Below are 15,311 nucleotides of genomic sequence, written 5' to 3'. Positions count from 1 at the left end.
TCCACTTGAAACGAAAGGTCGGAACAGCACCGTCGCGGAGTGACGGCGTGCGCACGCCTGCGAAGGTATAATTTTATCACCGTGGAAACCATTCGCATGGCTGTTAGCATGAGTGTCATCGACAGTTTCTCCCTCGACGGAGAGACGGCTATCGTCACCGGCTCGGCACAGGGACTCGGGAAACAGATGGCGAGCGGTCTCGCGGAGATGGGCGCCGACGTCGCCATCGCCGACGTGAACCTGGAGAAGGCCGAACGGACCGCCGAGGAACTCGACGGCGAGACAGACGTCGTCGCCACCGAGGTCGACGTCACCGACGAGGCGTCGGTCGAGGCGATGGTCGAGGACGTGACGGACCGACTCGGACCGATAGACGTCCTCGTCAACAACGCGGGCATCGTCGAGAACTCGCCGGCGGAGGAGACGAGCATCGACTCTTGGCGGCGCATCGTCGCCGTCAACTTAGACGGCGTCTTCCTCTGTGCGAAGCACGTCGGCCAACAGATGCTCGAACGCGGCGAGGGACGCATCGTCAACATCTCCTCGATGTCCGGATTCGACGTCAACGTCCCCCAGAAGCAGGCCAGCTACAACACCACGAAAGCCGGGGTGCGGATGCTGACACAGTCGCTGGCCGTCGAGTGGGGCGACCGCGGCGTCCGGGTCAACGCCATCGCGCCGGGGTACATGCGGACGGACCTCGTCGACGAGGTGCTGGCGGAGGACCCCGAGATGGAGGAGGCGTGGCTGGAGAACACGCCGATGGGACGACTCGGCCGCCCGGAGGAACTCAAGGAACTCGTCGTCTACCTCGCGTCGGACGCCTCCTCGTACATGACCGGGTCGACGGTAGTCATGGACGGCGGGTACACCTCGCGGTAGCGGGTCGCTCCGTCCTCGAAAACCGATACGGTCGCGTCGGCGTCAGTCGACCGCGAGGTCGGCCATCCGTTCTTTCGCTCGACCCCACCCTTCGGTGTGGGTGGGGGCGTATCTCGCCGTCTGGAACGCCGACTCGACGAGTCGGCGGCCGGCCGCGAGGTCCGGGAGGGTGTCGACGGCGAGCGCCTGCGTCAGGAGGTTCCCGACTGCGGTCGCCTCGACCGGCCCGGCGACGACCGGTATCCCGGTCGCGTCGGCGAGCAACTGACAGAACAACTCGTTGCGGACGCCGCCGCCGCCGAGGTTGATGCTAGACGGCGGGTCCTCGACGACCGACGCGAGGGCGTCCAGTTCCAGCGCCGTCTTCGTCACGAGACTGTCGAGCAGACAGCGGACGACGCCGCCCTGTCCGGTCGGTACCGGCTGGTCGGTCCGCCGGCAGTACGCGCGTATCTGCTCGGGCATCGGTGCGTCGATGCCGAACGCTTCCGCGTCCGGGTCGACGAGCGCGGCCCGCGCCGCGGCCTTCCGGGCGGCCGACAGCAGGTGGTCGTAGTCGACGGGGTCGCCGGCCTCGCGCCACGCCTCGCGGCACTCCTCGAGCAGGAAGAAGCCGTTGACGTTCTTCAGGAGGCGGACGGTCCCGTCGACGCCCAGTTCGTTCGAGACGCCGTGCTCGAAGGCCGCGTCGTTGCGGACTGGCGCGTCACGCTCGACGCCGAGGATGAACCACGACCCCGTGTTGAGGAAGGCGGCGTCCTCGGAAAGCGGGAGGCCTGCGACGGCCGCCGCCGTGTCGTGGCTCGCCGGCGTGACGAGGTCGGGCGTCGAGGGGAGCGCCGCGGCCACGTCGTCGGCGACCGGTCCCAGTCGTCGGCCGGGTTCCTCGAGCGCCGGCAGGAGGTCGGTCGGCAGGGACACCTCGTCGAGCAGGTCGGTCGCCCACGCGCGTTCGCTCGGGTCGACCATCTGCGTGGTCGAAGCGACGGTCACCTCGCCGCACTGTCGGCCGCCCAGCAGCGTGGTCAGCAACTGGGGCATCATGAGCAGACTGTCGGCTCGTTCGAGGAGCGCGGGGTCCTCGTGGGCGATGGTGTGGAGTTGCCAGAGCGTGTTCGGCGTGTTCCAGTTGGTGATGCCGGTGGCCTCGAACACCCGGCGTTCGTCGACGGCCTCGAACAGCGATTCGCGCGTGGCCGTCGCGTCCGGGTCCCGGTATGAGACGGGGTCCCGCAGGACCTCGCCGTCGGCGAGCAGACCGAAGTCGAGACCCCACGTGTCGATGCCGACCGTGTCGACGTCGTCGGCCCGGTCGCCCGCGGCGCGGAGGCCGTCGACCATCCGCTCGCGGAGCGCCGCGAGGTCCCAGACGTAACGGCCGTCACGCTCGACCGGCCGGTTGTCGAACCGGTGGACCTCGCGAACGTCGAAGTCGGTGGGCGTCACGCTGCCGAGATACACCGTACCCCCGCTCGCGCCGATGTCGATGGCGACGTGGTTCATGGCGTGCTCACTGCCCGTAGCTGTCGAGTTTCCCCTGCAGGCGGTCGATCTCGGCGTCGGGCAGAATCTCGGGGTCACCGATGGCGCAGGCCTGATAGTGGATGCGGGCACAGTACTCGACCATCAGCGCGACGTTGTAGGCGTCCTCCAGCGAGCCGTCGGCGGTCAGGACGCCGTGGTTCCGCAGCAGCGTCGCGTTGTAGTCCTCGCCGAGGGCGTCGACGGCGGCGTCGCCGAGGGCCTGCGTCGCGTGGGTCTCGTACTCGGCGACTGGCACCTCAGAACCCGTGAACGCGAGGAGGTAGTGGGAGGCCGGAATCGCTTCGCCGAGCGACGCGAACGTGGTCGCGTACGGCGAGTGCGTGTGGACGACGCCGCCGACGTCGGGGCGCTGGTCGTACACCTCGAGGTGCATCGGCAGTTCGGTGGAGGGGTCGACATCCCCCTCAACGACGGTCCCGTCGGTGTGGACGACGGGCACGTCTGCGGGTTCGATGTCCGCGTACGGGATGCCCGAGGGACTGATTGCGACGTGGTCCTCGTCGAGGCGGGCGCTGAGGTTGCCGCCCGTCCCGGTCGTCAGGTCGTCGTCGAGCAGGCTCCGGCCGTACTCGCAGATGGCACTACGCGTCTCGTGGTACGATAAGTTCTGTGATGACATGTGTCGTGTGTGGAATCGCGGATACTCTGCCGGTGATACGTGCGACGGCGAGACTGCTCCCGTCTCGGGAGTCAGTCCGAGGAGCTACTGACGGTCTGCATCCCGTCTTCGAGGGCGACTTCGGCGTCCGAGTCCAGTTTCCGCTGGTGAATCGTCTCGCCGGAGGCGGCGTCGAAGAGGTGGACGTCCTCGTCGGGAATCTCGACGTAGACCCGGGAGCTCTCGCTGATGGGGCGCTGGCCGTCGATCTCGACGATGAACGTCTGCTCGTGGCTCTGGTTGACCGCCTGCAGGTAGACGTAGGAGATGCTCCCCATCGGTTCGACGACGTCGACGGTCGCCTCGAACTCGTGGTCGGTCACGGGTTCGTCGTGCAGTGAGATGTCCTCGGGCCGTGCCCCGAGGACGAGTGCGCTCCGGTCGCCGACCGACGTCTGCATCCGTTCGGTCAGGTCAAAGTCGAACCCGTCGGCACGCAGCGTCCCACCTTCGACCTCCCCCTCGAAGAAGTTCATCGAGGGCGATCCGAGGAAGCCGGCGACGAACTGGTTGGCCGGCCGGTAGAAACACTCCAGCGGCGTGCCGACCTGTTGCAGTTCGCCGTAGTTGAGGACGACGAGTCGGTCGCCCATCGTCATCGCCTCCGTCTGGTCGTGGGTAACGTAGAGCGTGGTGACGCCGAGGTCGTTCTGCAGCCGATTGATCTCGGTGCGCATCTCCGCCCGGAGCTTCGCGTCCAGGTTCGACAACGGCTCGTCCATCAGGAAGACGTTCGGGTCACGGACGATAGCGCGCCCGAGAGCGACACGCTGCTGCTGGCCACCGGAGAGTTCGCCGGGGCGATTGTCGAGCAGCTTGTCGATGTCCATCATCTCCGCGGCCGAGGTGACCGTCTCCTCGATCTCCTCGTCGGACATGTCCGTGGACATCTTCAGCCCGAACGACATGTTCTCCTCGACGGTCATGTTCGGGTACAGCGCGTAGTTCTGGAACACCATCGCGATGTCCCGTGCACGCGGGCCGAGTTGGTTGACCAAGGCGTCACCGATTTCGATGTCGCCTTCGCTCTGTGTTTCGAGTCCCGCGACGATTCGCATCAGCGTCGACTTTCCGCTTCCCGACGGCCCGACGAAGACGACGAACTCACCGTCTCTGATGTCCAGGGACACGTCGTCGACCGCGACGACCGAATCGTCGCCGTCACCGAACCGCTTCGTTACGTCGTCGATTGTGATTCTAGCCATTATTGTATCTCCTGTGTGCAGCTACGTGAATGTAACCCCGCTGTGAGGGCGTGGTTCGCGAGCGATGCCTGCCGTCCGTCTGGAATCGTACTCATTCTTTGATCACCACACCGAAGCTGAGACCGGCAGCGAGGTACTTGTTGACCGCGATGAGGAATATCGCCACGGGGATGATCATCGACATCGACGCGGCCGCGAGCATCGACCATTCGATGGACCGAGAGCCGATGAACGAGTAGACGAACAGCGTCACCGGCACCGCCTCGAAACTCGTCAGCACGAGCCCGAACAGCAGCTCGATCCACGCGAAGATGAAGCTGATGATGGCGACCGAGAAGATGCCGGGCTTGGCCGCCGGCAGGATGACCTTCCGGAAGCCCTGGAACTGGGTCGCGCCGTCGACGCGTGCGGCCTCCTCCAGCGTCTCGGGGATGCCGTCGAAGAACGCCTTCATCACCCACACGACCAGCGAGAGGTTGATGCTGATGTACATCAGCACCATCCCGATACGGGTGTCGAACAGGTTGAGCTCCCTGAAGATGATGAAGAACGGGAGCACGACGGCGATGGGTGGGAGCATCCGTGAGGAGAGAATCCACACGAGTACGTCCCGCTCCATCGGGATGTCGTACCGCGAGAGGACGTACGCAGCTGGCACGCCGATGAGCAGGACGAGGACGACCGACGCCCCGACCATGACGAGACTGTTGACGAACGCCCCGACGAAGTCCGATTGCTGGGCGAGCTGGATGTAGTTGTACACCGTCGGCAGGAAGAGCCAGTCCGGCGGGAGCGAGTTCGCCTGTCCCGGCGGCTTCAGCGACATAGAGGCCAGCCAGTACAGCGGGAACAACACGACGAACGACCACGAGAGGAGGAAAGCGTGTCGAACGACCGTCACGAGCGTCTCCCGCGTGTCCTTATCGAGCCGCTGGGCCGAACCCGGTTCGACGTCCTGCGTAGCCATCAGTCCCACACCCCCTCGAAGCCGACCTTCGCGATGACGATGTTCGCGATGGCGATGACGAAGACGAGGTACACGACCGCGATTGCGGCCGCCACGCCTACCTGGTTGTTGATGAACATCTGTTCGTAGATGTTGATACTCACGAGCTGGGTGGCCGTCCCCGGACCGCCCTGGGTCAGGCCGTACACGACACCGAACGTCCGGAACAGGTCGATCAGCCTGATGAGGGCGGCGACGAACACCACCGGCTTCATGTACGGGATGATGACGTGGACGTAGCGCCGCCACAGCGGCGCGCCGTCGACCCGTGACGCCTCAACGAGCGTGTCGGGTACCGACGAGAGGCCGGCGTAGAAGATGATGAACATGAACGGCGTCCAGTTCCACGTGTCCAGCAAGATGACGGTCAGCAGCGGCAGGTCCGAGAGGAACGCCGGCGCGGTGAAGGGCGTCGCCGTGTTGATGACGTACGGGATGATCCCGATCTCGGTGTTCAGCATCAGTCGACCGATGGTCGCGAGCGAGACGGGCGCGACTGCCATCGGGAGGATGAACAGGACTCGGTAGAACGACTTCATCCGCGTGGATTCGACGCCGGCGACGAAGGCCGCCAGGAAGAATCCGAGCACGCTCTCGAGGAACAGGGCGCTCACGACCACGGTGACCGTGATGACGAACGAGTGGAACGCGCCACCCCGAGTGAACGCCGTCCGGTAGTTATCGAGGCCGACGAACTCGGCCGCGAAGACGTTCAGCGTGGGCTCTTTGATCAGCGAGAGGTACAGGTCGTAGGCACCGGGGAAGAAGGTGATACTTACCATCACCAGCACCATCGGTGCCATGAACCAGTACGGGAGGTAGTCGTTCCACAGGTCCCGGACTCTGGCGAGACCTTGTGTGTTGGTCGTTTCAGTTTGCGTTGGTGTACTCATGATGTGTTGGAAAATGTAACCCGTGGCGGGTATAGTGCTTGACCTCAGCCGCTGTAGATGTCTTCGGCGGCCGCAGCGGCGTCCTTCATCGCCTTCGCAGCCTCTTTCTGGCCGGCAATGGCCCGCTGGAGTTCCTCGGAGTAGCGCTGGCCCCACTCGGGGTACTTGCGGTCGAACGGGTCGGGCGAAGCGACCTTGAGCGATTCGAGCGAGACCGATGCGTAGTCCTCGCCGACTTTCGAGATGTAGTCTTCGTTCTCCCAGGTGGACTCACGCACCGAGAACACGCCGCTGCTCTCCGTGTTTATCCAGAGGTCGGTCGGTGGGGACGTCGCCCACATCATGAACAGGAACGCTTGCTTGGAGTTCGAGGCGTTCTTCGACGTGGAGATCTGCCAGTTGAACGCGTTCGGGTTCAGTTCGCCGCCTTCCGGCTTGGGAACCTTCGCGATCTGGACGGTGTCCTTGACACTGGACTCGTCGTTGGTCAGGCCGCCCCAGAACATGTTGGCGTCGGCGACGATGTGGCCGGTACGGCCCTCCTGCATCGTCGCGAGGACGTCCGACCAGGTCTGGGTCGACGCGCCGTCCGGACCGTAGTCCTGGAGCAGGCTCGTGTAGTACTCTGCTGCCTTGGCGACGCCGTCGGTGTCGAGTCCCGAGTCGTTCGGGAAGTCGGTCCAGAGCTTGGACCCCGTCTGGCGGAGGAGCGTGTTCAGGATGTAGATGTTCATCCCGTAGCCCTTCTGCCCACGGCCGGCCGTGCCGACGATGTCGGACTCCTCTTCGTGGATGACCTTCGCGTTCTCGCGGTGCTGTTGCCACGTCTCGGCCACCTCCAGACCGTGTTTGTCGTAGAGGTCCTGGCGGTAGAACTGGGTCTGGACCTCGACCGTGATGGGCAGTCCAGTCCATTTGTCGCTGTAGCCACCACCGTGGGCCTGCCAGCGCGACGACTCGAAGAGGTCGTCGGGCTTGTAGAAGCTCTCGTCGTACATGCTCCCGTCGTTGAAGTACGGGTCGAGCGGCTGGAGCCAGCCCTCCTCACGGAACTGGTTGACGACCTGGTCCATGAAGAAGACGTCGAACTGCCCGGCACCGGTGCTTGCGTCGGTCTGTCGCTTGGTCCGGAACTGGTTTTCCGGCAGGATGTTCCACTGGACCTCGATCCCGGTGAGTTCCTCGAACACCGGGATGGCCGGCTTGATTGCCGACACCCACGGGTGTTGGACCGCGCCGATGTTGATCGAAGAGCCCTCGAACTGTTGCCAGTCGATGTCGGCGCTGTCGTACTCGCTCAGCGGGATTGGGAGGTCCTCCTCGGAGCTACCGTCGCCGCTGGAACCGTCACCGCTCGAGCCGTTCCCGCTCGATCCGTCGCCACCTCCGGTACCGCCTCGCGTACATCCAGCGAGACCGCCGAGAAGGCCGACACTCGTCGCTTTGAGGAACTTACGCCTTTTCTGCAGGGATCTGCCGCTGTCGTCTGCCATTGGTGTATCTCTCCTTCGTCACCAAATTCCCCATTGATAATAAACTTAATCATCTGTCGGGTACGTTATAGGAGTGCACACTACCCAAACAGATATATAGGGTAGATATTAATTTCGGCGGTGTATGGACTACGATCTCACAGACCGGACCGTCCTCATCACCGGTAGCGGCAGAGGGATGGGGAAGGCAGCGGCGGAGAAGTTCGCACAGAACGGGGCGGACGTCGTCGTCAACGACGTCGAGACCGAGGTAGCGGAATCGACCGCCGCCGAGCTTCGAGACAGCGGCGCGGACGCCGTCGGTATCGGCGCCGACGTGAGTGACGACGCCGAAGTCGCCGCAATGGTCGAGACAGCGACCGAAGAACTGGGCGCTATCGACGTGTTGCTGAACAACGCCGGCGTCGGCGATGCCGGCCCCTTCCTCGACGAACAGTACGACGACACCTTCCAGTTGAACCTCGACGTCCACCTCCACGGCGCGTTGAACTGCATCCGCGAGGTAGTCGACGGGATGGTCGACCAGGGGTACGGGAAGATAATCAACACCACTTCGATCCACACCAAGAACGCCGTCGGCATGTCGCCGGCGTACGACGTCGGCAAGTTCAGTCTACTCGGACTGACGAAGAGCCTCGCGTTGGAACTCGGGCGCGAGGGGATTCGAGTCAACGCCGTCGCGCCGGGCTGGGCGGACACGCGGATGACAGACGAGTTCAGCGACGCCGTCACCAAGCAGATACTGGACAACAACCCGCTCGGTCGGTTCGCCGACCCGGAGGACGTCGCCAACGCGATGGTGTTCCTCGCGTCGCCGGCCAGCGACTACATCAACGGCCACGAACTCCGCGTCGACGGCGGACAGGTCCCCATCGATAGCTGGCGGCTGGACGACCGGTAGGCTCGCGGCGGGACCAGCAAAAACTATTTATTGCGTGGCTCGGATAGTCCGACTCGTTGGACCGAAAGGACAGCTCTCGTCGCTGACCAGCCGAGGCGGTGCCGAACGATATCGGCTCGCCGGTATCGGCGACGAGACGGACGCTGACAGTGTGCGAGTCGTTCACGCCACCGTCGAGACAGCACGAACGAGTTCGAGAGAGCACCCATGATACGAGATAGACGCACTTCGAAGCGCATCACGCGAACGACCACTCGAAGCAGCCGGAGGTCCAGATAATGCGTGCCTCCACACTGACGGGCGTCGGCGAGATAGAGGTACAGGAACGGGAGCGACCGGAACCGGCGGCCGGCGAGGTAGTCGTCGAGGTCGGTGCCTGCAGCGTCTGCATGACCGACTACCACATGTACCACGGCACGTTCCCCGTCGAAACGCCGGTGGTCCCGGGCCACGAGGCGGCCGGCACCGTCGCGGCTGTCGGGAGCGACGTCACTGGCTTCGAAGCAGGCGACCGGGTCGCTATCAATCCGACGGTGCCGTGTAACACCTGTTCGTACTGCAAGCGCGGTGAGACTCACCTCTGTGACAACAACACCAGCATCGGCGGCGCTGCCGAGACGGTACTCGACGGCGCGTTCGCCGAGTACGTCCGCGCCCCGGCCATCAGCCTCGAGCACATCGGCGACATGTCCTTCGAACGGGCCGCCCTCGCCGAACCGCTGGCCTGCTGTCTGCACGGCGTCCAACAGGTGGACTTCACCCCCGGCGACAGCGTCGCCATCATCGGCGCCGGTCCCATCGGTCTCTTGCTGCTGCAGGCGTTCCGCAACGCCGGTGCCGCGCCGATCGTCGTCTCCGAACTCGACGCGGAACGGCGCGAACACGCCGCCGAACTCGGCGCGGACGTCGTCGTGGACCCGAACGAGGAAGACCCCGAGGAGGCCATCCCCGAAGCGGCCGGCGGTAAGGTCGACGTCGGTGCGGAGGCCATCGGTCTCGTCCCGACCATCGGGCAGGCCAACGCCGTGACGGCGAAAGGCGGGTCGACCCTCATCTTCGGCGTCCCCGACCAGGAGGTCACGATGGAGGTCAGTCCCTTCGACATCTTCTTCGACGAAGTGGGCTACCGCGGGTCGTTCGCGTTGAACACCGAGGACTTCGAGCGTGCAGTGACGCTGCTCCAGCACGACCGCATCGATACCGAGACGCTTATCACCGAGCGTATCGGCCTCGAGGACCTCCCGTCAGCGTTCGAACGGATGGCGAATACAGAGGGCCTCAAGAAAGTCGTCGTCCCCGGCGGCGACTGACCGACGTCGACTTTTCCGGCTGTACCGTTCGTCGGCCGACCGTACGAGGGCTCGTGATTCATACGTCGGCACAGTAGGCGTTTCGAAGCCTCTCCGGTGGAGACGGCCGAATCGAGCACACCCACCACAGAGATGTTCTTCTCTACAGAACGGGAATATTCCATCCAGGATTAGCAGAACTAATCAATTATGTCTGATAATTCGTGATGGATACGGCCGTGGTATTGGTTCACAGCGGCGGTGCCGTTCTTCTGTAACGAACAGAGTTTTACCCGTGGGGCCTGTACACGACGAACATGGCCGACACACACGACTACACCATCGACGCGACGGAGACGTCGCTGGACCTGTTGGAGATGCTCGCCGACGCCCCGGACCCGATGGGCGTGACGACTCTCGCCGACCGCCTCGGCGTCTCGAAGAGCGTGGTCCACAATCACCTCTCGACGCTGCGTAGCCGCGGGTACGTCCTCAAGCGTGGGGGTCGGTACGAACCGTCGCTTCGAAGCCTGAGCATCGGGTCCCAAACCCGAGCGAAGATACCGGTGTACCGGTCCGCCCGCCAGCAACTGGACAACCTCGCCGCGGCGTCCGGGGAGACGTCTGTCCTGTTCGTCCTTGAAGAAACCGAGGGCGTGCCGATATACATCGCCGAGGCCACCGAAGGGTGGTCGCCACGATACCGGGAGGGTGAGCGGCTCCCGCTGCACGTAAACGCACCTGGGAAGGCTATCCTCTCGTCGCTCCCCCAGGACCGTATCGACGACGTTCTCGACGCGGCGGACCTCGTCGCACCGACGAGTGCGACGATAACCGAACCCGCGGAACTCAAGGCCGCGCTCCGGAGCGTCCGAGACGACACCGTGGCATTCTGCAGAGGAGAACAGTACGAGGGTATCGTCGGCGTCGCCACCGCGGTGTCGACCAGCGACACCGACCGCGTCGCCGCTATCGGCGTCTGCGGTCCCGTAGAGCGCCTGAACGGTCGCTACCTCGAAGAGGACATCGCCGGACAGGTCCTCAGCACCGCGAAATCGATACAGGTCGCCCTGACGAGCCGGTGACCTGTTTTCACGACGATAATAACGCGTGTATATTTGTTATGGAATCCAATGCGTCCCCTATCGGCCGGACACGTCGGGGTCGCGAGCGTCACTGCAATCCGCCCAAAGATAACAAGCGTACATATGATTGTCGAGACGACACGCGAATCGACATCCACACTGTATTACTGAAATCGACGTATCTACTCCCAGAAAAGCGATAGATAGTTCGAGATCTCGGCAATTACACCCACTGTCGGCGCAGATTCATGAATCTCCCAGCTTTGACACAATATTTAGCCGTATAAACCGCTATTCTGTAGTGTTATTTCCGTAGGTGGCCAGAAAGTCCGGGTGAGTATCATCATCAGTGGGCGATATGGCCACCTTCGCTCTGAGAGTGACGTTTCGACTCGTTCTGTGTAGCGATTCATCGGTAGAACCGGCGGTACCACCGCTTTCTGACGAAGAGAACAGCCACAGCTCGGATACACTCGTCGGACTCGATTCCAGACGGACCAGACGAGAGACGACCCGTACGTTCGATAGCAGCTTGTGGAATCGTCTCGGTCCGGTGCATCGACCCCTGCACCGTCGTCGGTGTGACCGACCCGCACGCACGAGTCCGCTCCGAACGGTTTAAGGGCGCGAACCGAAAACCCCGTAGTAACTCGCTGGACGACGGGCGCCAGCGGGCACCTGCATGTGCAGGTCGGGATGTGAGTCGCGAACGCGACTTGAACCACGCAACGCCCGTGGTGAACCACAATGGCACGAAGTGCATACTCGTACATCCGAGACGCGTGGCAGAGCCCCAAGGAAGGCAAACTCGCAGAACTGCAGTGGCAGCGCCAGCAGGAGTGGCGCGACGAGGGCGCCGTCGAGCGCATCGAGCGCCCGACCCGCCTCGACAAAGCCCGCTCGCAGGGCTACAAGGCCAAGCAGGGCGTCGTCGTCGCCCGAGTGTCCGTCCGGAAGGGCGGCGCTCGAAAGCGACGTCACAAAGCCGGTCGGCGTTCGAAGCGACAGGGCGTCACCCGCATCACCCGTCGGAAGGACATCCAGCGCGTCGCCGAAGAGCGCGCCGCCCGGGTGTTCCCGAACCTGCGCGTCCTCAACAGTTACTCCGTCGGGCAGGACGGCCGACAGAAGTGGCACGAGGTCATCCTCGTCGACCCCGAGCACCCGGCCATCCAGAACGACGACGACCTCTCGTGGATCTGTGAGGACGACCAGACCGACCGCGTCTTCCGCGGTCTGACCGGTGCCGGCCGCCGCAACCGCGGTCTGAGCGGCAAGGGCACCGGCTCCGAGAAGACCCGCCCGTCGCTGCGCAGCAACCGCGGCAAGGGCAAGTAACGCGGTATTTCTCTCCGTTCTTTCGGGCCCGGTAGCCGTCGGTGTGCAGTCCGACTACGCCCAGACGCGTTGCTCCTGTGCGGCCTGTCCTGACTACGCCCAGACGCGTTGCGCCCGGTCCATCACCGTCACCACCACCACGTGTGGGAGGGTGACGACGGCGATGAATACGAGGTAGAGCGCGACCCACTCCGGTATCGTCGCGGGCGGGTTCGGGACCAACACGTAGAGGCCGGCAAGCAAGAGGAGCGACGCGACGGTCAGCGGGAGGGCGTCGCGGGCGAACTGCGTAAACGCCGCCGCCGGGTCCCGTTCGCGGAGCGCCGCGGTCGCCTCGTCGTCGACCAGCAGGAGGCGCGCGACGTGGCGCAACGAGTGCCACAGACAGAAGTAGACGCCGATGGCCAGCACCGGCGGGACGACAGCGAAGTACGCAGTGAGGCCCAGCGTCTCGGCGGCGTCGAGGCGCCACGCGGTCGGGTCGTCCACGCGGGCGTAGCCGACGGCGAGCGTGCCGACCACGAGCGCCCCATAGGCGACCGCCAGCGCCGCCCGGACGTCCGCGCGGAACGCCCACTCGATGGCGGCGACGGCGCCCGGCGCGAACAGAGCGACGAGGTCCACGGCGACCCGACGGTACCACCCCGGGAACGCGAGCAAGGGGACGAGCATCGGGAGGCCCCCGCGAACGATGACGGTGGTCGCTCGCTGGGGGACCGAACAGAGGTGGTCGGCGTCGGCGAGCGCCCGCAACGCGTAGAGGTCGCCCTGCCCCCAGTGGAACCACGTGACGGCGATGAAGAGAACGAAGGCCGCCGCCGGTGTGAGGAACCAGCCGACGGCGTAGGCCCCGCCGACGAGTCCGTAGAGCGCGAACACCCGGGCGATGGCCCGCCAGTCCGGGCGCTCGCCCCGGGAGCGAGCGACGGCGAGGTGGTCGACCGCGCCGTGGGGCAGGCCGAGGACGAGGACGCTGGCGACCAACGGGACGTACTGGAGTGTCGGGGGGACCGACAGGCCGGCGAGAAACGGGACGGCGAGGGCGGCGCTAACGACCCACGAAGGCAGGAAGACGGTCCGGCGAATCGTCTCGCGGGCCGGGGCCGCGAGGCGGTCGGTCACCCCCATCTGTCACAGAGCCACGCGAAGAGGACCAGTCCCTGTACCACGAACAGCGACGTCAGCAGGAAGAAGACGGCCTCCTCGACGGGGAGGCCGAGTAGGGGTATCGCCAGTCCGGTCGTGTACTGGTCCGACAGCGTCCACACGCCCAGTGCCAGCGCGATGCGGTCGGCGACCCAGAGGTACAGCGTCGGGACCAGCGTCCCGAGGGCGACGGTACGCCACTCCGCGACGAGGAACGGCCACCCGAAGGCCCACTGGATAGCGAGGATGGGGACGCTCCAGACCAGCAACGATCCGAGATAGAGGCCGTCGGGACTGTCGAGTAACGCGACGCCGACGGCCGCGACCAGGCCGGCAGCCAGTAGTCCGAGCGCCCGCGTCGGCACCGGTATGGCGAGCGGTCGCGTCGTATCGACGCCGTAGCGAGCGACCCACAGGCCGACGCCGACTGGCTGGAAGACGAAGAAGAGATACTCGCCCAGCGGCGCCGCCCACAAGCGCGTCAGTACCGTGCCCTCACCGTACCACCAGACACCGCGGGCGACGAGGTAGTTGTCCCACGGCGTCGTGTAGACGAGCGCCAGCGCCGCCAACAGGGCCGTCCCGGAGAGGACGATTCGACGGCTGGCCAGTCGGTAGCGTGCGGTGAGTGCCAGTCCTGCCAGCGCGGGCAGGACCAGTACCGCGTGGAACTGCAGGTAGGTGAGACTCGGGGTCATCGGTGTGACGAGGGGGCGAGCAGGAACGGCCGGCTCATCCACGCCAGGTCGGTCGGCCGTGACTGTGGACGTCGGTCGGAACGGTGTCTGGTCCTCGCTCGGAGACGGCACTGACGGCGTAGAAGGTGGCTTCGGGGTCACCGTTGCGCCGCCAGTGCCACCACGTCCGGGCGAGCAGCCAGAGCCGGCGGCGGCGGGTGAGTTCCGGCGTCTCCGTCAGCACGTCGTAGCCGCGGTTCCGGATGAGCCGGTGGTGTTCGGCATACAGCACCGCCGACAGCAGGACGCCGAACTGACAGTCCTCGGGGAGATAGCTGATTCCTTTGACCCCCTCGCGGTACAGTTCGTCGGTGCGGGCCAGTTCCTCCTGCATCACGGCGCGGAAGGCGTCGTCGACCTCCGCGTTCGCGAGTTGCTCCTCGGTGACGCCGTGGCGGTCGAGCGTCTCCTGTGGGAGGTACACCCGCCCGTACTCGTGAATGTCCTCGCGGACGTCCCGGAGGAAGTTCGACAACTGGAACGCCTCCGCGAGCGCTTCGGCGTGGGGGAGTGCCACCTCTTTCTGTGGTGGGTCCATCACCATCGTCATCATGTTCCCGACGGCGACGGCCGACCCGCGCATGTACCCTCGCAGGTCCTCGAACGTCTCGTAGCGGGCCTGTGCGATGTCCATCTCCATGGCGTCGATGAACACGTTTATCTCCTCGTCGGGGATGTCGTGTTCCTCGCGGAGTTCCTGAAACGCCGCCAGCACGGCCCCGTCGTCGGTGTCCTCGGGGTCGCGGTTGCCCAGTGCCGCCTCTCGTATCGTCTCCAACCGTTCGTGTTGGACGTTCGGCGGCGGGCCCTCTGGCTGGTCGACCACCTCGTCGGCGACGCGGAAGAAGGCGTACATCACGTAGGTCGGGTAGCGAATCCGCTCCGGGAGAACCCGGGTCGCGAGGTGGAACGTCCGGCCGGTCTGCTGTTGGATCGATTTGCTCGTTCGGATATTGTCAGATTGCATTGAGTGCTGGCGACAGGTCGGTCATCGAATGATACGTCGGTCCCGCGACAGGCACCGACACCGGATCCACTGTCGAGCCGTTTCACCCGTCTGAGGCGTCGGCTCGGCCGCGACCGTTCGCGTAGGTTGCGTGATACGACCCGGCTCGGAGTGACACATCGTCTAC

14 protein-coding genes are annotated in these 15,311 nt (G+C 64.9%); 5 read left to right on the top strand and 9 right to left on the bottom strand.

Features of this window, described 5'->3' with window-relative positions:
• The first annotated feature begins 108 nt into the window (after window positions 1–108).
• Window positions 109–882, top strand: a complete 774-nt coding sequence (locus G9465_RS06285) for an SDR family NAD(P)-dependent oxidoreductase (protein WP_166968351.1) — start codon at window positions 109–111, stop codon at window positions 880–882.
• Window positions 883–924: 42 nt separating this feature from the next.
• On the opposite strand, the gene G9465_RS06280 is transcribed toward G9465_RS06285, so the two are convergent.
• From G9465_RS06280 to G9465_RS06255, 6 genes are all read right to left on the bottom strand, one after another.
• The gene (locus G9465_RS06280) at window positions 925–2,385 is read right to left on the bottom strand and encodes a rhamnulokinase family protein (RefSeq protein WP_166968350.1); all 1,461 of its coding nucleotides are present in this window, start codon (window positions 2,383–2,385) and stop codon (window positions 925–927) included.
• A 7-nt stretch (window positions 2,386–2,392) separates the two neighbouring features.
• A complete protein-coding gene (locus G9465_RS06275; protein WP_166968349.1) occupies window positions 2,393–3,046 on the bottom strand; it encodes a class II aldolase/adducin family protein in 654 nt (217 codons plus the stop codon).
• 71 nt (window positions 3,047–3,117) lie between these two features.
• Window positions 3,118–4,290, bottom strand: a complete 1,173-nt coding sequence (locus G9465_RS06270; protein ID WP_166968348.1) for an ABC transporter ATP-binding protein — start codon at window positions 4,288–4,290, stop codon at window positions 3,118–3,120.
• Window positions 4,291–4,381: 91 nt separating this feature from the next.
• Window positions 4,382–5,257, bottom strand: coding sequence for a carbohydrate ABC transporter permease (locus G9465_RS06265; RefSeq protein WP_166968347.1), 876 nt, complete (start codon window positions 5,255–5,257; stop codon window positions 4,382–4,384).
• A complete protein-coding gene (locus G9465_RS06260) occupies window positions 5,257–6,189 on the bottom strand; it encodes a carbohydrate ABC transporter permease (protein ID WP_166968346.1) in 933 nt (310 codons plus the stop codon). Before G9465_RS06260 ends, G9465_RS06265 begins: the two co-directional genes overlap by 1 nt.
• Window positions 6,190–6,233: 44 nt before the next feature.
• Window positions 6,234–7,682, bottom strand: coding sequence for an extracellular solute-binding protein (locus G9465_RS06255; RefSeq protein ID WP_166968345.1), 1,449 nt, complete (start codon window positions 7,680–7,682; stop codon window positions 6,234–6,236).
• Between the two features lie 124 nt (window positions 7,683–7,806).
• On the opposite strand from G9465_RS06255, the gene G9465_RS06250 reads away from it, so the two are divergent.
• From G9465_RS06250 to G9465_RS06235, 4 genes are all read left to right on the top strand, one after another.
• Complete coding sequence (locus G9465_RS06250; RefSeq protein ID WP_166968344.1) at window positions 7,807–8,583, top strand: SDR family NAD(P)-dependent oxidoreductase; 777 nt, start codon at window positions 7,807–7,809, stop codon at window positions 8,581–8,583.
• 278 nt (window positions 8,584–8,861) lie between these two features.
• Window positions 8,862–9,893 (top strand): galactitol-1-phosphate 5-dehydrogenase, encoded by a 1,032-nt coding sequence (locus tag G9465_RS06245; protein ID WP_166968343.1) that lies wholly within the window; start codon window positions 8,862–8,864, stop codon window positions 9,891–9,893.
• A 296-nt stretch (window positions 9,894–10,189) separates the two neighbouring features.
• Window positions 10,190–10,957 (top strand): IclR family transcriptional regulator, encoded by a 768-nt coding sequence (locus G9465_RS06240; RefSeq protein WP_166968342.1) that lies wholly within the window; start codon window positions 10,190–10,192, stop codon window positions 10,955–10,957.
• A 747-nt stretch (window positions 10,958–11,704) separates the two neighbouring features.
• Entirely contained in the window at window positions 11,705–12,295 is a 591-nt protein-coding gene (locus tag G9465_RS06235) for a 50S ribosomal protein L15e (RefSeq protein ID WP_166968341.1), read from the top strand.
• A gap of 93 nt (window positions 12,296–12,388) precedes the next feature.
• Here G9465_RS06235 and G9465_RS06230 read toward each other — a convergent pair whose 3' ends face one another.
• From G9465_RS06230 to G9465_RS06220, 3 genes are read right to left on the bottom strand one after another with little or no spacing between them, the layout of a single operon-like run.
• Window positions 12,389–13,423, bottom strand: a complete 1,035-nt coding sequence (locus G9465_RS06230) for a Brp/Blh family beta-carotene 15,15'-dioxygenase (protein ID WP_166968340.1) — start codon at window positions 13,421–13,423, stop codon at window positions 12,389–12,391.
• Window positions 13,414–14,139, bottom strand: a complete 726-nt coding sequence (locus G9465_RS06225) for a lycopene cyclase domain-containing protein (protein WP_166968339.1) — start codon at window positions 14,137–14,139, stop codon at window positions 13,414–13,416. The genes G9465_RS06230 and G9465_RS06225 overlap by 10 nt, the downstream gene beginning before the upstream one ends.
• Before the next feature lie 34 nt (window positions 14,140–14,173).
• Window positions 14,174–15,145 (bottom strand): phytoene/squalene synthase family protein, encoded by a 972-nt coding sequence (locus G9465_RS06220; RefSeq protein ID WP_166968338.1) that lies wholly within the window; start codon window positions 15,143–15,145, stop codon window positions 14,174–14,176.
• Window positions 15,146–15,311 lie beyond the last annotated feature (166 nt).

This window comes from Haloarcula sp. JP-L23 (assembly GCF_011602445.1).
Lineage (GTDB): Archaea > Halobacteriota > Halobacteria > Halobacteriales > Haloarculaceae > Haloarcula > Haloarcula pellucida.
This window is presented reverse-complemented; position numbering and strand designations above follow the sequence as displayed.